Genomic DNA, 19,137 nt, shown 5'->3' with positions numbered 1-19,137 from the left:
CTGAAGGAGACATCACTCAGGCTAATCTCCTACCCCTCTACAGAGACTTTTTCAAGTCCCTTCCGAAAGGGAGGGGTAGTTGACCTTTGTGAAATTGGATTTGATATATTAGTTTTTCAAGCATTTATGCGTTTCTATAAAAATAGTCATTGAAATAAACTCATGTAAACACAACTCCTCGTATGAGATGTGATTTCTGCCGATTCAAAAAAAACAGGAATTAATGACCTTGTAATGGAATGAAATCAAGTGAATTTAAAATCTCTTTCCGAATATTGTTGAATTCTAGACTAGTTCTCTCTCGAGGATACTCTAAAGGAATTGTTACAATCTTTTTAATGCACGCAGGTCTCTTTGAAAGAACGACAACACGATTTGCCAAAAAAACAGACTCATCAATATTATGTGTTACAAAAAAAATCGTTTTTTTGAATTTTTTCTTGATTCTAAGTAATTCTGATTGCATATAATTACGCGTTTGTGCATCTAGGGCAACAAATGGTTCATCCAAGAGGAGGATAACAGGATCTACAATTAAAGTTCTTGCAAAGGCAACTTTTTGTTTCATTCCACCACTTAGATCCTTTGGGTACGTTTTTTCAAAACCAGCTAATCCTATCCATCGACAAAGATCATAAATCCGTTCTTTATGATTTTGCGGTGCCTCTTTTGAAATTTCAAGACCCAAAGAAATGTTTTCGAAAACATTGCGCCAAGGCAACAAAGATTCACCTTGAGGTACATATCCGATCTTATTTGCGGGTACTGATATTTCTTCGCCATCAAGTAATATGCGCCCCGTATCTGGTTTCTCAAGACACGCCATAATACGAGTAAGTGTAGTTTTTCCACACCCAGTAGGTCCAACAAGGCAAACGATTTCTTCTTTAAATATATTGAAAGAAATATCCTGAAGTATTTCTAATGACTGAAATGTTTTTGATATGCCTTGAACTTGGATTTTAATAGACTTCAATTTTTTCTCGCCACTTAAACAATTTCTTTTCCAAGAAAAGAATTATGTAATTGAGAAGAATTCCAAAGAAACCAATTGTAAGCATTCCTGCAATCATAGAGGGATATCGTCCTATTTCTGCCATAAAAAGTACAAGAAATCCCAGTCCAAGAGGGGGATATTGTCCAACCATCTCGCTAGCGATTAGACACATCCAGCCAACGCCTACACCAATACGAAATCCTGTAATAATATCTGGTAGTGATCCTGGGAGGATAACATAGCGAATTGTTTGTAGATTTGACGCTCCCATGCTTTTTACAACTTCTACGAAAGTTTGAGACGTTCCTTTCATGCTAGAATAAGTATTTAGAAGAATTGGAAAAAATGCGCCTAACCAGATAATAAAAGCATGACTAGTAAGGCCAATACCAAATAGAATGATAGAAAAAGGAATCCAAGCTATTGGAGAAATCGGTCTTATTACTTCCACAATAGGAGAAACAAAATAAGAGACTCTTTCCGAGAGTCCTATGATTATTCCTAAAGGGATACCAATAATCACAGCAAAAAATAGGCCAATAGCAATTCTAATTAGGCTTGCAACGCTATGATGGAACAATGTATAGCCAAAAACATCTCCTTCAACGGATAGACGCATAAATGCTATTGCCACCGCAATTGGAGACGGTATATATGCAATACTAAGGATATACGAAACAACATGCCAGAAAATCAATGCAATTGCAATTGAACTCAAAGTATAAATTACTCGTTCGAAACGAAAGAAGTTCATCATCTACACACTTAATCTAAGATGAATAACGCAATTTTTTATATTTTTTTCATTAAAAAAAGTTCATTATGTGCATAGACGATTCAAGCGTCTGTTATCAGTAGATAAAGTCCCTGCCAAGTTATTGGGTAATTTAAAGTTGCTCAATGAGACTTGTATCAATGAATGAATCCATAAAAAGATCTACGTCCTCTACTTGTGTACTATCAACGTAGCCATACTGTATAAGTTTCTCTAGGTATTTTGTCATGCTTTCTTGGTCAGGGTAGTAATTATATTCGATATTTTTCATAGCTAAAACAACAACGTCCTGATCTACTCCAGTCCATTGCGCACCAATAGAGGCAGCTTCACTTGGGTTTGCTTTAATCCAGTTTGTTGCATTTACATGAATTTTAACGATCTTTTCGACGATATCGCGATGATCTCTCAAAAAATCGTCTCGTACAGCAAGAACACAACATGGATGATTTTTCCAGATTTCACTACTTTTCACTAGATACTTTCCACTTCCCTCTACAACTGTTTTAGCAGGATATGGTTCCCAAGCAATAAATGCATCAACACCTCCATGCTCTAATGTTACCTGCATATTCCAAGGACCTATATGAGTCATATTTACTTCGTTTATATTTATTCCAGATTGTTCTAATGCCATATTGAGTAAGATATTCTGAACTGTTCCATATCCTGGGATTGCAATAGTCTTCCCCTTTAAATCAGATATCGAATGGAGCGATGAGTCTACAGGTGCCATGATGGCTGATCCATGGTAGTTTACAGCAGCTATAATTCTTATGTTAGTCTCAGCATTTATCCGTTTTAATATTGCAGGTGCAATACCTAGATAGCCGATATCTATTGATCCTGAAGTGAAAGCGTCCATTTCCTCTACACCATTACTGAAAAATGATGTTTCGATGTCTAAACCTTCGTACCAGTCTTTTTCTGAGGCAACGAAAAATGCCAAGTGATGTAGATCTCCACGGAGGTATCCTATTTTAATCGAATTCTCAGATTTAATGAAATCTGAATAAACAACAAAAGATCCAATTCCTATACCAAGAACAAGAACTATAACTAAAAGAGCTGCCATTTTTCTTCGGAAAATATTTTGTAATACCAAAACAATTGCTCCAGATTGCTTATTTCCCTTTTATTTAATGTTCTTACTTTTTTTATCTGTTCATTTGCTGCCTAATAAAGTCAATATATTGAGGTGTAGATACACCTAATTATGTTTAGTCCTAAAGAAAATTAACTTATCGGTAGTCACAATTCTCAAAATCTGAATAATACGTAAATCTTTAAAATTGTGTCACCAAAATCATTTAAACTTATTTTTTGATTGCAAAATTTTATATGCAAGGAATTAATTAATTTCTTAGTTACAACAGTTAATGATTGGGGGATCTATACGAAATCAAATGGAGACGATTTTGACATCGATACAGAAACGCTTTTTACATTACTAGGCGAAAGTGGCGCAAACCTCCTGGTTATGATCGGTATAACACCCAACAATATTGACGGTCTACATATTTCAGGTCTCCCAAAGAATGTAATCCGAGCAAAACTTAATGCCATGAAAGCTGCAGGCTTGATTCAAGAAAAAGGAAATGAAAATACGTTTTTTTTAACAAATCAAGGAAAAGTTGCATTCAAGTCCCTGTTAAAGCTATTTGAATTCTAGTTTTCCAAAAAGAGACTCTTATATGTTGATTTATTTAGTGAAAGGGGCACGAGGTAGCTCACTAGAGATCATCTAGGATCTGCTGAACAATATGTTGAAATGTTTTTTCTACCCCTTCACCAGTTTTAGATGATGTTTCAAAGACTTTTGCACCAGTAAGTCGAGCAAAATCTAAGGCTCGCTCCATTGACGTCTCACGAATACTTTTCAAATCGGCTTTGGTTCCAACAACTGCAATTGGTACTTTTCCAACAAAGCGCCATACTATCTCAGCCCATCCATGTAGATTCGTCAGGGTTTTTTGCCGAGTTAGGTCGAAAGCAAGGACAGCGCCATTTGCTCCTTTACAGTAAGTAGTTCTTACATCTGCAAAGAGTGGCTGGCCACCTAGATCCCAAATGACGAGTTTTACTAGCTCATCGTTGATACTAATCATTTTTGTGCGAATATCTGTGCCTATCGTCATCATATAATCCATTCTAAACATATTATCGACATATCTTTTTACTAAGCTAGTTTTTCCAACTGAAGGATCTCCTAAAAGGACAATTTTTAGTAAATAGCGAGCTTCTTCTTCTGAGTCAAAATATTGCGCTTGTACCATCGATAATCAACCATTTTTTCATTCATGAACGTTCTAAATTAACTATTTCAATACATTTCTATGAGTTTAATCCATTTTCAGAATTGATAAAGATCGTTAATTAACGCATATGCTAAATTGAACGATTATATTTTGAAATGAACCATTTTTACTTCAGATATACCCGGTATATTTGAGAAATATTTTTTAAACTCTTCTAACGGCATCTTGAGGGGGTCTATTTCAAAGTACCCCTCATAAAGGCATTCTTTCTCGCAAAAACCAGTTGTATAAAGAGGAGTGATTTCATGTGCCCCTAAAAAACTACCTAAGCTGCTTAAGAATTCATGACTAAGGCTATCTATTTTTGCCTCAACTTTGTAGATATCTGAAATGTCAGTGAAAAAAATTCTAAGTAGGTCATTTGTCGGGGAATAGATGATTACTGCATTTTTCTGAGTTTGAGGGCCAATTAATTGCATAAATTCAGAAGGAATATTTACTTGAGTATCTAGATCAATAACTTGTGCAAATGTTACTGTTTTGACCATAGACCTCACCAAACATGATTTCTCAAAATTTATGATTTTTCAGAGAAATTTTTTTTTAATTGACATAAGAGTGTTATTTGATGCATTAAATTGCATTTTATCATTTTTTTTCCCTTTAGATAAATGCAAATTGTTTTTATACTTATGAATCTTACTTTTAATTTGTTCTGATTGTAAATCTAATCCTAAATAGTCATAACATCTTACTGCATACTCAAAAGAATTAATTGCTTTGTCATATTGTTTTAATTTTAAATATTCCATTCCAGAACTTACAAATAACTCAGCCGCCAGTTTTAAATGTTCAAATTGCTTCTCCTTTTGATCAAGTGAATTAAAACAGGACGCTATATATTTTGCACAAAGACCTGCTTTAAAATAATTAGCATTGTTAGTAAAAGTGGTTAATGCTTCATAAAAACAGGAGAGTGCATTATTTACAAGATGTGAATGATGATTTGATAATTTAGCGGCTTGACGATACATTTGACCTGCTTCAAAGAAATTTTCCAAAGATAACCATAGTTCTGCGCCCTTAACAAAATATTGTGCAGCCATATCAACGTTATTATTTTCTAAAAAGAGTTTTGCTAAGTAATTAAAACATTTTGCAGCATAAACATATCTCTTAGCTTTGACACTGAATTCAGCTTCGTTCTGGTATACTTTGGTATTTTTCATTGCTGGTTTCACTAAATGCCTTTTTAAGAGTTTTATTACTTTTTCAGTAATTTAAACTTATGAAAAAAACCTCCGCAGATTGAACTTGTTAATAGTCAAGGATTTTCTGCTAAGTCATTTTCATAAAAGGATTTTAGATTTTCATTCCGACAAAATTAAGTAATAATTCTGATGAATACATTTTCAGTAATTTAGTTAAATTATATGATGATGTAGCAGAAATTATGATATTTTTAAAAGAAAGATTATTCTATGCATAAGAACATTTTCGATTTTGTTTGCCTTTGTCTATCTATTCGCGATGGAGTAATATAAGTTGAATACAGAATCTAAATCCAAAAACGAAAAAGATTTTGAAATTATGATTGATTCTTCAGTTAGAAAAGACATTATCAATGAATTAAATAAACGAGGCATTATTCTAGAAGTAAAGTCTTTAGAACCAGTTCAATTCATAGTTTCGGAAGATATTGGGGGCTTCATTAAAACATTTCAAGAGTTTCACGAATCAATTAAAACGCGTAATATCTTTAAAAATGCAGAATTGCTAAAAAACCAATTTATAAGGCCTATATTTATCTTAGAGGATGATGACAGCAAAGATTTGGAGCGGAATATCCTTCTAGAGACATTGGCTACACTGTTTATACACCTCGACATGCCTGTAATTTTCTCTCGAAATACGAAGGATACTGTTAAACTTCTTTTAACGATCATTCGACGCGAAAAAAACGATAGAGTTACTCGTGTTGCAACTCGCATGACAAAAGCACCAACAGAGATCTCTGAGTTACAAAATTACATTCTAAAAGGCATCCCTAGTATCAATGATGAACTTGCAAGAAAATTACTGATCAAATTCAAGACATTTGAAAATTTAGTGACCGCAAAACCAGAGGCTTTCATGGAAGTAAAGGGGATTGGGAAAAAATTGGCAGAGAAGTTGTATGCCGTTTTTAATTCATTATATATAGATCTGATCAATGAAAAACAAAATAAAGAAATTGAGAAGTAATCTGGTTTTGAAAGAATGAACATCTAATTTTAGATAAAATAGCAAGATGATCGTTCTTCTTCATCAGTTTTCTCTCTAATGGACTCAACAAGTTTTTCTCGTATAACCTCTTTTTCTCGTGCTTCTTCAATCATATCAGAAAACTTATCAAGATCGAGGTCAAGCTTATAAAGGTTTATTAGTTTTTTTAACACATTTTGAGCTGCAATCGGGTCTACTGGGGCCTCAGAATAGAGCCTTCCTAACATTCCAAATGACTTAATATCCCTCTCAGCTGCAAGAGCAGTCATAACACCAACAGCGCCTGTAACTTGACCTGAAGACAACATCTCTACATCATACTTTTCAAGAAATGTAGCATCATCTTCTGAAAAGACAAAAGCAGCGACATCTGGTCCATTTTGGGTGCGTAAACCACCAATTGCGATGACTGTATCAACATTAGTTTCTTGAGCGACATCTAAAACAGTTGATATCACCTGTACCATGCCGCATGAAAGTGGTTGGCAGTCTCCTGTAAATAGAAGAAAATTAGGTTTTGTGTCATTTACTGCATAAATCTCGCAACGAGTAAGTCTTCCTAAACCTCCTTTATCGAGGAAACAGATACTTGGAAAAAATGAACTATAAATTCGAACTACTTCCTCTGCAAGAAGCTCTTCGATAAGATAGGCTATCGTCATCTTTCCTACCATTCCCATTCCAGGTAAGCCCATCAAAAGAATAGGTTTGTCAAGTTGAAGTTTTTGTTCTCCATTGACATATCGAAGAAAAATTCCATTAGAGCAGTCCATAAATTTTCACCGATCCTTTCATCATAGACATGTATTAACAAATATTGACAACTATTAAAACATATCTATCCACCCACTAGTTTAAGTAGGTGGGTGATGTCCCCGCTATGACAGCTGAAAGGCGTGTAGAATCAGATTCCGTAAAATATCTAGCTGATGGCGTAAGGTATCATCTTGTGGAAGTTTGAGTGAATAAGTTTGCGTCAAAGAGGTCATTACTGGGAACATTCCTCCACGACGATAGCAGTGTGTGAGTCCAGTTAGTTACTGGCACATATACTCTTGAGAAATCGCTACAAAAAGACAGCGTATCTTTCAGTGAGTAATAGGTGAACCCACATACATCAACCTGCTATCCTGAAATAAATATTTCAATAGAACAACGAAAAACAACTCGTGAACTACCTCATCCTGACGGATGGGGCTTCCTGCGAGTCCTCCTAACTCCCTACTGCGGGAGAAACTTTCGTTTTACATTTGGCTGTGTGTCGCAGATTATCGAGAAACACCCGATAGCCCGTCCACTTGGCATTTTGTGATAGGTAACGTTTCATCAGGATGATCGCACTATTTTTATCCCTTTCTATCACGTTACCACAGTCACAACTCATAATTCGTTTCCAAATTGGCATTGAATGCAGTTTTCCGCACACCCAGCATGCTTTAGTCGAGTTTCGTTCGTCAATTTCTATTGTCCTTTTACCTACTCGCCTCGATTTGTAGGTTAGAAAATGCACGAACCGTCCCAGCGCCCCGCTGTTCTGCGTGGCGCGGTTTAACCCATGTCTAATGTGTTTTGGCACCTTATTCGAATGTGCCATGTGTTTAACTTCCAGTTCGCCAATAATAATGGTGTTGGCTTTAGTGTTTTCCACCAGTTTCTTGCTGAGCTTATGTTGGAAATCACGCGTCTGATTATCACGCTTTCGCTCGTATTTGTGTTTGATCTCGTTTAGCAGTTTCCACCGGTTGCTGAATTTCTTGCATTTGTCCTTCCGTGATTGTACTTTGGCTATTTTCGGATTCCAATATTTGTCTGGGCGCTGATTTTCTACCACCAAGAACTTACCCTGGGAATTGACTGCCGTAACGATGTGGGTAATTCCTAAGTCTATGGCTTGGTACAGACCGTTATCCACATAGCGGGGTTCTTCCAACTCATAAGTGATAGTCACAAAATATTTACTTCTGTATGAAGAGATGGCGACCTGTTTTACCTGCTTATCGTCAAAAGAAAATTTGTCCGGGATGACAAACACCAAAGGTACATCATTGTATTTATGGGAAAAGGTAATTTTTCCAGGTTCGAGCTTGAATCCCGACTGGTTATACATCATCGTGGTGAAGTACTGTTTTCCTTTGAATCGCGGGGGACAAGCATCGGCGCACCCATTTTTTCGAAGGGCAAAAAACGACTTGTAATCAGCAGCCAACGACCTGAGAGCAAACTGTAAGACCTTAGAATACACCCACTTATACTCTGGGAATTGTTCTTTGATGAGCGGTAGGCTGTTTTGCTGTGTGCGATAGTTCACCCTCTTTGCCCCGGTTCTATAGGCGTCCCTTCTTTCGGCAAGGGCAAAGTTATAGATGAGTCTGCACTTCTCTGAGAGCTTCCAGAGAACTGTTTCCTGTTCTGGTGTCGGAAAGATCCTGATTTTCTGTGTGAGTTTCATAGACTTCACGTAGAACTCTTTACTAATAGTAATAATCAAAAAGTCTATATAAGACCAGCGGCTTTCATCCCCCACTTGTCGGAAGGGGACTTCCTACTACAACTCTTAAAAACTTTTTTAATAAGGACAAACAAATTTCGCGCCCCAGAAACTTTAAAAGGAGTGACTCTAACTCATATTAAGCCCGTAAAGTAATTAATTATGGGAAAAAGTAGAAGACAACAAGTTTGGTGATTATATATTATGGATTTTAACGAATCATCCTACCGCTGGATAGCTCTATTTTTGTCATTTCTTCAAATGTTCTTATACGGATTCGTGTTAAATTCGATCCCTCCAGTACTTCCACTTATTGTTGCTGAATTTTCTATCACCCTTGCAGAGGCGGGATTACTGATGACTTTTTTTGCTGCACCAGCAATCATTATATCTATTCCTGGAGCTTTAATCATAGTCAAGTTTGGAGTTAAGAAAATATCAATACTTGGACTTGGACTTCTCCTGATAGGGGTTCTCATGTCCGTGTTTTCAACAAGTTTTACGATTTTGTTAATCGGACGACTTGTGGGAGGTATAGGTGGAACACTTGTGTTTGTCACAGCATCATCACTCATTCCGATGTGGTTCAATCAGAAGGAACAAGGTAAAGCTATGGGAATATTCGCTTTAACAATACCCGTCTCTGTTCTCCTCGTTCTTGCAATTGGAGCAAGAATTAGTGAAATTTTTGGAGGATGGAGAAATTGGCTTCTATTAGGGATGGTTGTTATTGCTGTTATATTGTTTCTGAACCTGTTTTTGCTAAAAGAACGAAGTACAGCGTTTCAATTAGACAGCGTTTCAATTAAATTTCATAAGGGAGTCCTTTATGATAAGAAAATCTGGCTAGTTGCTTTGGCATGGTTTTGTTTTAACTTTACAACCGTATCTCTTGTCACTTATGGACCTACATTCTTAACTAGCGAAAAAGGTTTTTCTTTAGCTTTAGCGGGTGTTATAATGAGTCTATATATGGCAGGTGCACTTCCTATGGCACCAACGATAGGTTGGCTTATCCAGAAATACGGTCGTAAGGTATTTATTATCGTCGGAAATATTTTTTTTGCTTTTTTTCTCTTAATTTTTCCAATTGTTGATATTTTGTATATTCCTCTGATCTTAGTTATTTTAGGTTGTTTTGCAGCCATGACTCCTACTCCTATTTATGCCTATCCTAAAGAACTCACAGAGGAAAAAAGTGTTAGTTTTGCTTTTGGAATCATTTCAACTTGTACCGCCATTTCGGTACTAGTTGTTCCTATTGTAGGATATCTTAAAGACGTCACCGGTGCCTACTATGCTTCATTTTTGGCTATGTCTCTTTCAGCATTTATTGCTGTGCTTTTTATTCTCTTCTTAGATGTGAAGTGAACTAAAAAAATATTATTTAAAGAATGGAGACAGGAGTGTAGAAATTTCACTCGTTATTCTCTTGAAGTTTTACAATTGCTAAGCAAGAAAGCACCACCGCATCAGCATGGTGATGAATTGCGTGAGTGAGAGTTCACTTTCATCACGTGCATTGAGGGGTCTCCCTCAAGTTATATAGGTGGAATGAGGAAGGTATCAATAACAATTGGAGGGATAACTCGCACACTTGCAGACAAGGTGCAGACTCCGATTGTATCCCATCGTTAGCAGTACCTACGGGGCGTAGGGAATTTAAGCCTGTGGAGATAAGACCTCCGTAACCCGCCAGGGGATCGAGTCTGTCGTTGAAGCAGGAAGCCTCAAAGCTTTAACACGAGGTAACTCACATAAACATAAGTATAAGTCAAAGTATTGATAATCAATTATTTATTGAATATGGCTTTGGGGAGAACAACACGAACTCCAGATGTTATATCGACTAGTTGCGATACCCTCATGTCAACGTCACAGCTACAGAGTGCATAGGATATATTCAATAAAACTAAATGAGTTCGAAATATATTCACAAATTTGCTCTTCATATGCCTTCTAAAAATCTTAAAATCTCTTGAAAAAGACAATTAAGCACTCTTGTGCATGGAAATGAACCCTTGAGGTAAAACATCTTACGTGAGGGGAATAGCTGAAAGATATAAGGACAATTAAAGTGATGAAAATCAGACTACATACTCTTGATCTTTAATTTTTTTTCCTGCAATATCTTCGGCTTCTTTAGCTATTCTCTCTAACCTTAACATTGCATTATTCAATTCCTCAGTCAGAGATTGAAGAAGATCTTTTATTTGTAATAATACTCCGGAAACTGCTATTTTCGTTTTTTCTTCCATTTCGCAAATCCCTCCATAAGCGAAATTCTTTACTTAAGTTTGTAAATGCTGATATAAGAGTATTTAAAATTTAAAACTTTACTCATATTTTTTTAAAGGCAACAAAATTTTAGCCTGTATTGTGCAATGTTTGTTGTGAAAAAGGAAACTGGGAGACGCAAATGCCAGAAACAACTAACAAACTACGCGTAAGTTTAGGTACAGCAATTGTTCTTGGGTTTATTCGATCCAGGCTTGATGCTGCGCCAACTACAGCATATCTAATGACTTATGTTCCCTCAAGGTGTAGTGCAAACTGTGTTTTCTGCCCCCAAGCAAGAGAAAGCACTGCAGACTTAGATCGTCTTTCACGAGTAGTTTGGCCTATATATTCGACTACAGAAGTTATAGAAGGACTTTCTAAGGCCATTCAAGGAAAAAAAATTCATAGAGTATGTATTCAAGCCTTAAATTTTCCAGAATTCTATCAGACGCTTGTAAATTTGGTTAAAGAGATTCGAAGAAGCATTAAAATTCCAATATCCCTGTCATGCCAACCAATAAATGCAGAACAAATGGTTACACTTAAAGAACTAGGCGTGGAGCGCATTGGAATTCCATTAGACGCAGCAACTGAACAAATATTCAATAAAGTAAAAGGAAAAGGCGTGGGAGGACCTTATTCTTGGAATCGTACCTTTGAACTTCTGACTGACGCTTTAGAGATTTTTGGAAATGGAAAGGTAAGTACACATATCATTATTGGTCTTGGAGAAAGCGAAAAAGATGTTGCACAACTTATTCAAAGACTTTTCGACTTGAAAATTCTACCTGGGCTCTTTTCATTTACACCAATTAAAGGAACTGCCCTTGAAAATCGTGCACAGCCATCAATAACTGTTTATCGGAGAATTCAGTTGATCAGGCATTTAATCGTCATTCATAAAAAGAGGTTTGAACAAATGAGTTTTTCTAAAGAAGGAACTTTGCTTGATTATGGAGTAACAAAAGAAGAACTCAATAGTATAATCGACTCGGGAGCTCCTTTTCGTACTTCAGGATGTCCTTCTTGCAACAGACCTTTTTATAATGAGTCGCCAAGAGGCCCCTTTTACAATTATCCTTATAAGTTAACCAAAGAACATATTGCAACTGTTAAAAGGGAATTAAATTTGATTGGTGAATGAATTAGGTGAAGGAAGGGGATCAGGTAGCATTTTCATTTATTGAAGTACTCCTGGAGTTTGTCCTTGAACGCGTCGAGGAGGGGCGCTCTATAAGTACCCAATTTAGGTGAGGAGGAGACTATGGCCAAGAAAATGGCGATACCTTGGGAACTGAAATACAAATATCTTCAGGGAATGTTGACAACATTATTTAAATCAGTCATGTATGAGTATCGCGAAAAACATGGTGCAGCGGCAGCACTTGAATTTATTGAAGGGGTCTGGAAAAGGGAGGATAGAGTAAAGAATATGACAAAAACACTTAAAGATGTCTTCAAAATAGAAGGAAACGATATTGAAGCAATAGATAAGTGGTGGGGCATCTGGTGGGAGCTTACTGGGATGGACGCCACTAGGCTTGAGCAGTCTAAAAAACTTATGAAATTTAAAATCCCTGCTGGGTGTGCCTGGTTAACTAAGCCTAAAGATATCAGCGATTGGCCCTTAATCTTCATGAATCTTATTGTTAAAGCCATAAACCCAAAGGCTATCCTTGAACGAGTTAAAGGATTGTGTGCGGGGGATCCCTATTGTGAATACATCACAAAAATAGAAGAATGAACCTTCAGCCACACTAAATTATCCGTTGACACAAAATAAAGAGTCGCCTACAGCTATCGGAAAGCACTTAAATAATTGGACCTAAAAGACTTTTCAAATCATCTTGTACTAATGAACGTAGCCATTCTAGTGAAAAGGGAATAAAGTATGAAAGGTGGACAAAATGGATACATGGAGAGTACTCGAATTAGAAACAAATGATTGTGCAACCAATATGGCAATTGATGAAGCTATTCTAACTCATATTTCGGATGGAAAATCTCCGAACACCATCCGAACCTATCGTTGGAATCCTTCTACTGTTTCAATAGGATATTTCCAGAGTGTTTATGAAGAAGTAGATATTGAAGCCTGTCAAAGCAAGGGCGTAGATGTGGTAAGGAGAATTACAGGTGGAGGAGCCGTCTATCACGATTATGAAGGAGAAATTACGTATAGCGTTTTAGTACGAGATAATGATCCAAAAATTCCAAAGGATATAATAGAATCATATCATTTGATCTGCAAAGGTATAATTTATGCACTTAACGATATCGGTATTGACGCTACCTTTAAACCCATTAATGATATCATTTCTGGGACTAAAAAAATTTCAGGCAATGCCCAAACAAGACGGAAACCTAATAAAGAAACCGTTATGCTTCAACATGGAACGATTTTGAGAGATTTAGACGTTAAGAAAATGTTCTCTGTTTTACGGGTCTCTAAAGAAAAGATAAGTGATAAATTAATAGAACAGGTTGAACAACGAGTTACATCAATTCGACGAGAACTTGGAGATACGCTTGTTGATTTTGAGACATTAAAAGATGCATTAGAACGAGGTTTTTCAAAGGCACTTTCAATTCAGCTTGAAAGAGGGACACTAACAGAAAGTGAAAAAGAATTAGCAGTAAAATTTAAGGCAGAAAAATATGGTGCCAAAGAGTGGGTCTTCAAACGCTAAGGAGGTCATATGTTGAAAAATAAGGCAGAAAAAAAGGTCCCGGGTGGTAAATTGCTTCGAGTAACCGTTGAAACTGACGAAAGCATGAGTAAAATCGTTAATATTATGTTCACTGGCGATTTCTATATGCATCCAGAAGAAGAAATCCACACGCTTGAAAATATGTTAAATGGAGCACAGAATGACGAAAATAAATTAAGAGAGATCATAACAAAATTCTTTGAAAACGAAATGATTCAAATCTTGGGAGCCGGTCCAGAGGACTTTTTAGACATTTTACTAACAGCTTTACGGGGATAAAATGCTACAGGAAGAACCTCAAACTCGAAAAGTGAAGGAAATTTTGAAGAACGCCTCTAAAAGACCAATAACCTATGAGGAAGCCAAGTTCCTTTTTCAATCGTTCCCAGAGGATGTCGAGATTATTCAAAAGGCTGCATTTAATATTCGCCTACAACATTTTGGGAGGGTTTTGAGAGCATATTTCCCTGGGGAGAGATTTCCTTCGATTTCTTTGACTGGAAGTGAATGTTCTTTAAGTTGTGCCCATTGTGATAAACATTATCTGGAGCATATGTTAGATGGAAGTTCTCCTGAAAAGTTGCTTGAAATATGTTATGAATTGGAGAGGAATGGGGCTATCGGATGCTTATTGAGTGGTGGACTAGACGAAAATGCTGCAGTACCCTTTGAAAAATTTCTTGATGCCATTGCTGAAATTAAGAAAGAAACAAATTTAGTGCTTAACGCTCATACAGGCTTGATTTCCAGATCCATCGCTAAAAAGTTGGGAAAAATAGGTGTTGATATTGCATCCGTAGATGTTATTGGTAATGAAAGAACAATTAAGGAAGTTTACGGGCTGGATAAAGCACCTAAAGACTATTTTAATAATTTAGTGATGTTAAAGCAATCAGGCATTTCGTATGTTGCCCCCCACGTCTGTTTAGGAATTCATTTTGGAAAAATTGTTGGTGAGTTAAATGCATTGGAAATGGCTCGCCAGATAAACCCAGATGAAATAGTGATTATTGGCCTCATACCCACTCGGGAAACGCTAATGGAACATACACCTGCTCCGAGCCCCGAAATTTTTGCACAAATTGTTGCTATTGCTAGATTAATGTTTCCGAAAACTCCCCTTTCTGTAGGTTGTATGCGACCCAAAGGACGTATGCGTATTGAAATTGACAAACAAATCATCAAATCAGGCGCAGACCGACTTGTACTTCCAACAAGAAGTGCACTTCGAGAATTGACTGAACTAAATCTCAAAATAAAAAAGATTGAAGCATGTTGTACGATCCCAGAGTGGTTGGAATAATAATTTCTACTTCTCTTGCAATGGTGTATATAGAAGTCCCAATTCTTATTTCTGACTCAGAACGATACACCTTTTGCGGAGGACTTTACCTGAATGTTTATTTATTTTCATGCTTCCAAATTATATGAAAGAGATGTAAAAAGTCTCTTCATCAATTCCTGAGATTAACAAAGTATTTAGAATCACCTTGCTTAAAAATTGGTTGATCTCATTGCTTCTTTAAAAACGTAGAATTATCAACAGAATATAGATTACTCAGGGTTTGTGTAACATCCAAGTAATACCTTAAGTGGTTGAAAAAAATGGAAGGAGTATCTAAGCGAATTAACAGAGGGCTTATCTGTCCTAGATGTGGACTTCCAATGTATATACTTTCGCATAGCACTCAAAGATGTGCATCCTGTGGTTTTTGGAGACGGATATAGTCGGATTTTGTTGAAGAAAAAGAAAAAAATGATATTAAGAGTTTTAAGTTGTTTTTATAACCACTGTCTTACTTAAGTTTTGTAGAATTCTTATACGTTTTTGTACGTCGCCGTGATTCGCTAAAATGCCAATTATGAAGTCTAATATAATGACCCACCAGCCTCTACTAAGATTATTGATGACAAGGTTGCCTGGTGTTGCCGGCTCAAGATTATATTCATCAACTGTCCTTAGCTTTAAGGCAATTTTTCCTATAGTCTGTCCTCTATTAAATGATTCCAATGCCCAAAAGTAAAGAAATGCTAGTAACCAAGAAAATAGGCCACTGAGACCAAGATAATCCATCGCACCACCAATAATCGCAAAAAATCCTATCCAACTTACAATACCAATGATTATTACGTCAAGAATAAATGCCAAAAGACGTTCCCAGAAGCCAGCGTATTCAACCTGTACTGCTGGAGAAACGGGAGGAGGTGGAACTTCAGTTGGTGGAGGCGGTGGAGGTGGCGGTACTTCTGTTGTAGGAGTAACTGCAACAGCTACTGATGCGCCACAACTTGGACAAAACTTAGCACTAGGATCATCTAATGCAGCACCACAGTGAGGGCAATATTGCATTGACACATTATCACTTCCTATCACTGTTTCTTTTGAATTCTTGTACAACATAAGATATAATTGATTTGGTTTTTTGTGTCACAAGTAATCAGGATATCATCTATAAACTTAATAACGAATAATATTCAAAACAGTTGATTCGATTAGTCATTATAATTCTAGAAAGAGGGAGAATAGATGGAACCTGTAAATTACACAATTCATTTAGAACCAAATCTAGATACTTTCACCTTTGAGGGAAGAATTGATATCGAAACAAAGGCTGAAAAATCAGTTGACAAAGTTGTTTTGAATGTAAATGATTTGATTTTCCGGAGTTGTAAGGTAAAAAAAGATGAGACATTCCACGATTGTGAATTCTCTTTTGATGCTGATAAGCAAGAAACAACAATAATGCTTCCAGAAACAATGAAAGACACTATCGAGCTGTCAATTGATTATACTGGGAATATCAACGACTTACTGATTGGCTTCTATCGTTCAAAATATGAAATTGAAGGAGAAGAAAGATACGTTGCTGTTACTCAATTTGAGGAGAGAGATGCGCGGCGAGCGTTTCCATGCTTCGATCATCCAGCAAAGAAAGCAACTTTCGACATCGAATTTATCATTGCTGAAAATCTTAAAGCGATAAGCAATATGCCCATTATTGAAGAAAAGTACCTGGGTGACGGAAAGAAGTTGGTTCGATTTGAACGTACTCCACCCATGTCCACATATCTCGTTTTTCTTGGTGTAGGAGATTTCGAATTCATTGAAGATTCATCTACAAAACCATTAGTTAGAGTAGCAACAACTCCAGGAAAAATACAATATGGCAAGTTTGGCCTAGAAATAGCACGACAATCATTAACTTTTGGAGAAGAATATACAGGTGTTAAATTTCCTCTCCCGAAATGTGATTATATTGCCGTATCTGATTTTGCTTTTGGTGCAATGGAAAACTGGGGCGCTACATTGTATCGTGAGAACGCCCTGTTAGTGTGGCCAGGGATAACATCTAAACGGGGTCTGATAGGAGTCGCAATGACGGTTGCGCATGAGACAGCACACATGTGGTTTGGAGATTTGGTCACGCCTGAGGATTGGAAATATCTGTGGCTTAACGAATCGTTTGCTACCTTTTTTGGCAATTTCGTCATTGTCGCGCATTACCATCCAGAATGGGAAATGTGGGATCGCTTCATTAATGATGACCTGATTGAGGCTCTGGGAAGAGACTCACTAATTGAAACTATGCCAATTGAACTTCCTGGCGAGGAAGAAGCCAGCATAGATGCAGCAAGCGCACCAATTATTTATTCAAAGGGTGCTTGTATACTTAGGATGCTAGTTTTTTCATTTTTAGGAGAAGAGAATTTTAAAACGGGTTTAAATCACTATCTAACTACATACGCATACTCAAACACAACATCAGAAGAATTTTGGTCTGCACTTGAAGAAGCATCTGGCAAACCGGTAAAGGAATTTGCTGAATCTTGGATTCATCAGTCAGGCTTTCCCATCGTTGAAGTAAGAAGACAAGATAATAGTTTATTCCTCAAACAGGAAGAGTTTAAGTTTTTACCACACAAATCAGATAAGACTTGGCTACTACCAATTGACATTTTACTCTTCCTGAAGAATGGAGAAACAAAAACAATCACTACAATCATGAAAGAACAAACTCTAAGTGTATCAATTCCAGAAGATACAATCGCTTTTAAGTTGAATACAAACCATATGGCATTTTATCGAGTCAAGTATGAAAAAGAGATGTTAACTAAGTTAGGCAAGTTGATTAAAGAACAGAAACTAAACCCAGTAGACAGTTTTGGGATTGAAAACGATTTTTATGCTCTGGTTAGAAGAGGGGATTATTCCTTAAAGGAATACCTGGAATTTGTCGAAAACTGGTTTGTTAAAGAGACTAGGCCATTACCTGTTGACTCTCTGATAGGGCATTTGAGACACGCTTATTTTATAAGCAAACCTATGAGAGACAAAATAATGGCTATTGGCAAAAAAATCTCATTAAATGCACTTGAAGTTTATGGATTAGAGCCAAAGACGGATGAAACACCTCAAGATTCAGACACAAGAGCCGCTCTCCTTTGGGCCGCTTTCAAGTTTGGTTCCGAGAAGATTGCAGAATTCGGAAGAGCCAAATTTCAAGATATTTTAGATGGTAAATCGATTCATGCGGATCTACGCTCAACAATATTAAGAATAGGAGCTGAAGTCAACGAACAGGCAATGGACTATTTTAAGAACAGAGTTTTGGCTGAAGAAACGCCTGAAACTGAAAAAATAATGATTACAAGCGCTCTTGGAGGCTTCAACACAAAAGATAAAGTACTTGAGGCATTAAAGTTTGCGTTAGTTGAATTACCGCTCAAAAACAAATATATTACTATCGCCAGTGCAGGAAACAATCTTGCATTCACAGATGATAGCTGGCAATGGTTTGTAGATAACCTCGAAGAACTCCAAAAATTACATCCAATGCATTTCCAAAGAGTTTTTCTTGTTGTAGCGACAAGTGGAGGGCTAGGCAATGAAGATGATGTTAGAAACACTCTACTTAACGCGCCGTTTTATGATAAACATGCAGACGCAATAAAAATGGCGATTGAGAGAATGGAAGTGAACTACCTCATGCGAAAGCGGTGAGGCTTCCTGTTTCTGCGACCATACTTGCCTTAACGTAGGCTATCTGGTTCAGATAGTCCAACGCTAAGGTAGAGGTATTAGTCTCCGCAGGCGTAACTTCGGTAGGTCCCCTACCTAGTATTCTATGACCTTCGTGTTCTAGCACACAACTGCTGTTATAATCACGGTCTATCACCAGACCGTAATGCTGACACACATAGGTGCGTTCTTCTAAACTCATAGTCCGCTGATGACCGCAACGCGAACAAATCTTGGTAGAGGGAAAGAAACGGTCAATTTCCACCGGTGTATGCACCTTGACTTCAAGCATGCGTATGATTCCACCCAGGCTGGTTGACAGCATTCTTCTACCCCACAGGCG

Annotated in this window: 20 protein-coding genes; 9 read left to right on the top strand and 11 right to left on the bottom strand. The window is 37.0% G+C overall.

What is annotated here, in order from left to right; translation table 11 throughout:
* Window positions 1-220: 220 nt before the first annotated feature.
* The 3 genes from QVB70_RS05095 to QVB70_RS05085 all read right to left on the bottom strand — a co-directional run bounded on the left by QVB70_RS05095 (window position 221) and on the right by QVB70_RS05085 (window position 2,877).
* Window positions 221-976, bottom strand: coding sequence for an ABC transporter ATP-binding protein (locus QVB70_RS05095; RefSeq protein ID WP_287584031.1), 756 nt, complete (start codon window positions 974-976; stop codon window positions 221-223).
* Entirely contained in the window at window positions 963-1,715 is a 753-nt protein-coding gene (locus tag QVB70_RS05090) for an ABC transporter permease (protein ID WP_287584029.1), read from the bottom strand. Before QVB70_RS05090 ends, QVB70_RS05095 begins: the two co-directional genes overlap by 14 nt.
* Window positions 1,716-1,884: 169 nt before the next feature.
* Complete coding sequence (locus QVB70_RS05085; protein WP_287584027.1) at window positions 1,885-2,877, bottom strand: ABC transporter substrate-binding protein; 993 nt, start codon at window positions 2,875-2,877, stop codon at window positions 1,885-1,887.
* Between the two features lie 222 nt (window positions 2,878-3,099).
* On the opposite strand from QVB70_RS05085, the gene QVB70_RS05080 reads away from it, so the two are divergent.
* Complete coding sequence (locus tag QVB70_RS05080) at window positions 3,100-3,444, top strand: hypothetical protein (protein WP_287584025.1); 345 nt, start codon at window positions 3,100-3,102, stop codon at window positions 3,442-3,444.
* A 61-nt stretch (window positions 3,445-3,505) separates the two neighbouring features.
* Here the strand turns inward: QVB70_RS05080 and QVB70_RS05075 are convergent, their stop codons facing one another.
* The 3 genes from QVB70_RS05075 to QVB70_RS05065 all read right to left on the bottom strand — a co-directional run bounded on the left by QVB70_RS05075 (window position 3,506) and on the right by QVB70_RS05065 (window position 5,271).
* Complete coding sequence (locus QVB70_RS05075; RefSeq protein ID WP_287584023.1) at window positions 3,506-4,048, bottom strand: Rab family GTPase; 543 nt, start codon at window positions 4,046-4,048, stop codon at window positions 3,506-3,508.
* Window positions 4,049-4,173: 125 nt separating this feature from the next.
* Window positions 4,174-4,578: a hypothetical protein gene (locus tag QVB70_RS05070; RefSeq protein ID WP_287584022.1), complete on the bottom strand. Its 405-nt coding sequence runs from the start codon at window positions 4,576-4,578 to the stop codon at window positions 4,174-4,176.
* A 39-nt stretch (window positions 4,579-4,617) separates the two neighbouring features.
* Window positions 4,618-5,271 (bottom strand): hypothetical protein, encoded by a 654-nt coding sequence (locus tag QVB70_RS05065; protein WP_287584021.1) that lies wholly within the window; start codon window positions 5,269-5,271, stop codon window positions 4,618-4,620.
* Between the two features lie 304 nt (window positions 5,272-5,575).
* On the opposite strand from QVB70_RS05065, the gene QVB70_RS05060 reads away from it, so the two are divergent.
* On the top strand, window positions 5,576-6,274 hold the full coding sequence (locus QVB70_RS05060; protein WP_287584020.1) for an ERCC4 domain-containing protein: 699 nt from the start codon (window positions 5,576-5,578) through the stop codon (window positions 6,272-6,274).
* Window positions 6,275-6,303: 29 nt separating this feature from the next.
* Here QVB70_RS05060 and QVB70_RS05055 read toward each other — a convergent pair whose 3' ends face one another.
* Both QVB70_RS05055 and QVB70_RS05050 read right to left on the bottom strand, forming a co-directional pair.
* Window positions 6,304-7,068, bottom strand: a complete 765-nt coding sequence (locus QVB70_RS05055; RefSeq protein ID WP_287584019.1) for a PAC2 family protein — start codon at window positions 7,066-7,068, stop codon at window positions 6,304-6,306.
* Between the two features lie 440 nt (window positions 7,069-7,508).
* Window positions 7,509-8,744 carry a transposase gene (locus tag QVB70_RS05050; protein ID WP_287584018.1) on the bottom strand — a complete coding sequence of 412 codons (1,236 nt, stop codon included), beginning with the start codon at window positions 8,742-8,744 and terminating at the stop codon, window positions 7,509-7,511.
* Window positions 8,745-8,987: 243 nt separating this feature from the next.
* Here QVB70_RS05050 and QVB70_RS05045 point away from each other — a divergent pair, with 243 nt between their 5' ends.
* A complete protein-coding gene (locus QVB70_RS05045; RefSeq protein ID WP_287584017.1) occupies window positions 8,988-10,154 on the top strand; it encodes an MFS transporter in 1,167 nt (388 codons plus the stop codon).
* Between the two features lie 716 nt (window positions 10,155-10,870).
* Here QVB70_RS05045 and QVB70_RS05040 read toward each other — a convergent pair.
* Window positions 10,871-11,041 carry a hypothetical protein gene (locus tag QVB70_RS05040; RefSeq protein ID WP_287584016.1) on the bottom strand — a complete coding sequence of 57 codons (171 nt, stop codon included), beginning with the start codon at window positions 11,039-11,041 and terminating at the stop codon, window positions 10,871-10,873.
* 161 nt (window positions 11,042-11,202) lie between these two features.
* Between QVB70_RS05040 and QVB70_RS05035 the strand changes: the two genes are divergently transcribed.
* The 5 genes from QVB70_RS05035 to QVB70_RS05015 all read left to right on the top strand — a co-directional run bounded on the left by QVB70_RS05035 (window position 11,203) and on the right by QVB70_RS05015 (window position 15,077).
* Complete coding sequence (locus QVB70_RS05035; RefSeq protein WP_287584014.1) at window positions 11,203-12,207, top strand: radical SAM protein; 1,005 nt, start codon at window positions 11,203-11,205, stop codon at window positions 12,205-12,207.
* A 120-nt stretch (window positions 12,208-12,327) separates the two neighbouring features.
* Complete coding sequence (locus tag QVB70_RS05030) at window positions 12,328-12,807, top strand: hypothetical protein (protein ID WP_287584012.1); 480 nt, start codon at window positions 12,328-12,330, stop codon at window positions 12,805-12,807.
* Window positions 12,808-12,970: 163 nt separating this feature from the next.
* The gene (locus QVB70_RS05025; RefSeq protein ID WP_287584011.1) at window positions 12,971-13,753 is read left to right on the top strand and encodes a biotin/lipoate A/B protein ligase family protein; all 783 of its coding nucleotides are present in this window, start codon (window positions 12,971-12,973) and stop codon (window positions 13,751-13,753) included.
* A gap of 9 nt (window positions 13,754-13,762) precedes the next feature.
* The gene (locus QVB70_RS05020) at window positions 13,763-14,053 is read left to right on the top strand and encodes a lipoate protein ligase C-terminal domain-containing protein (RefSeq protein ID WP_287584009.1); all 291 of its coding nucleotides are present in this window, start codon (window positions 13,763-13,765) and stop codon (window positions 14,051-14,053) included.
* Between the two features lies 1 nt (window position 14,054).
* Window positions 14,055-15,077 (top strand): radical SAM protein, encoded by a 1,023-nt coding sequence (locus QVB70_RS05015; RefSeq protein ID WP_287584006.1) that lies wholly within the window; start codon window positions 14,055-14,057, stop codon window positions 15,075-15,077.
* Between the two features lie 468 nt (window positions 15,078-15,545).
* On the opposite strand, the gene QVB70_RS05010 is transcribed toward QVB70_RS05015, so the two are convergent.
* Complete coding sequence (locus QVB70_RS05010) at window positions 15,546-16,124, bottom strand: RDD family protein (RefSeq protein WP_287584032.1); 579 nt, start codon at window positions 16,122-16,124, stop codon at window positions 15,546-15,548.
* A 177-nt stretch (window positions 16,125-16,301) separates the two neighbouring features.
* Here QVB70_RS05010 and QVB70_RS05005 point away from each other — a divergent pair, with 177 nt between their 5' ends.
* Window positions 16,302-18,776, top strand: coding sequence for a M1 family metallopeptidase (locus tag QVB70_RS05005; RefSeq protein ID WP_287584004.1), 2,475 nt, complete (start codon window positions 16,302-16,304; stop codon window positions 18,774-18,776).
* Here the strand turns inward: QVB70_RS05005 and QVB70_RS05000 are convergent.
* On the bottom strand, window positions 18,760-19,137 hold a 378-nt coding region (locus QVB70_RS05000), incomplete at its 5' end, for a zinc ribbon domain-containing protein (RefSeq protein WP_287584003.1). The two genes, QVB70_RS05005 and QVB70_RS05000, sit on opposite strands and share 17 nt — an antisense overlap.

It is taken from the genome of Candidatus Borrarchaeum sp., assembly GCF_019058535.1.
Lineage (GTDB): Archaea > Asgardarchaeota > Sifarchaeia > Borrarchaeales > Borrarchaeaceae > Borrarchaeum > Borrarchaeum weybense.
Note: the sequence above shows the minus strand (reverse complement) of the source record. Positions and strands in the feature narration are given on the sequence as shown.

Excerpts from the sequence above, each read along its gene's own strand:
- QVB70_RS05070 (WP_287584022.1), bottom strand. The coding sequence starts at position 4,578 with ATGGTCAAAACAGTAACATTTGCACAAGTTATTGATCTAGATACTCAA.
- QVB70_RS05025 (WP_287584011.1), top strand. The coding sequence starts at position 12,971 with ATGGATACATGGAGAGTACTCGAATTAGAAACAAATGATTGTGCAACC.
- QVB70_RS05035 (WP_287584014.1), top strand. The coding sequence starts at position 11,203 with ATGCCAGAAACAACTAACAAACTACGCGTAAGTTTAGGTACAGCAATT.
- QVB70_RS05050 (WP_287584018.1), bottom strand. The coding sequence starts at position 8,744 with ATGAAACTCACACAGAAAATCAGGATCTTTCCGACACCAGAACAGGAA.
- QVB70_RS05010 (WP_287584032.1), bottom strand. The coding sequence starts at position 16,124 with ATGCAATATTGCCCTCACTGTGGTGCTGCATTAGATGATCCTAGTGCT.
- QVB70_RS05030 (WP_287584012.1), top strand. The coding sequence starts at position 12,328 with ATGGCCAAGAAAATGGCGATACCTTGGGAACTGAAATACAAATATCTT.
- QVB70_RS05055 (WP_287584019.1), bottom strand. The coding sequence starts at position 7,068 with ATGGACTGCTCTAATGGAATTTTTCTTCGATATGTCAATGGAGAACAA.
- QVB70_RS05005 (WP_287584004.1), top strand. The coding sequence starts at position 16,302 with ATGGAACCTGTAAATTACACAATTCATTTAGAACCAAATCTAGATACT.
- QVB70_RS05015 (WP_287584006.1), top strand. The coding sequence starts at position 14,055 with ATGCTACAGGAAGAACCTCAAACTCGAAAAGTGAAGGAAATTTTGAAG.
- QVB70_RS05020 (WP_287584009.1), top strand. The coding sequence starts at position 13,763 with ATGTTGAAAAATAAGGCAGAAAAAAAGGTCCCGGGTGGTAAATTGCTT.
- QVB70_RS05075 (WP_287584023.1), bottom strand. The coding sequence starts at position 4,048 with ATGGTACAAGCGCAATATTTTGACTCAGAAGAAGAAGCTCGCTATTTA.
- QVB70_RS05040 (WP_287584016.1), bottom strand. The coding sequence starts at position 11,041 with ATGGAAGAAAAAACGAAAATAGCAGTTTCCGGAGTATTATTACAAATA.
- QVB70_RS05045 (WP_287584017.1), top strand. The coding sequence starts at position 8,988 with ATGGATTTTAACGAATCATCCTACCGCTGGATAGCTCTATTTTTGTCA.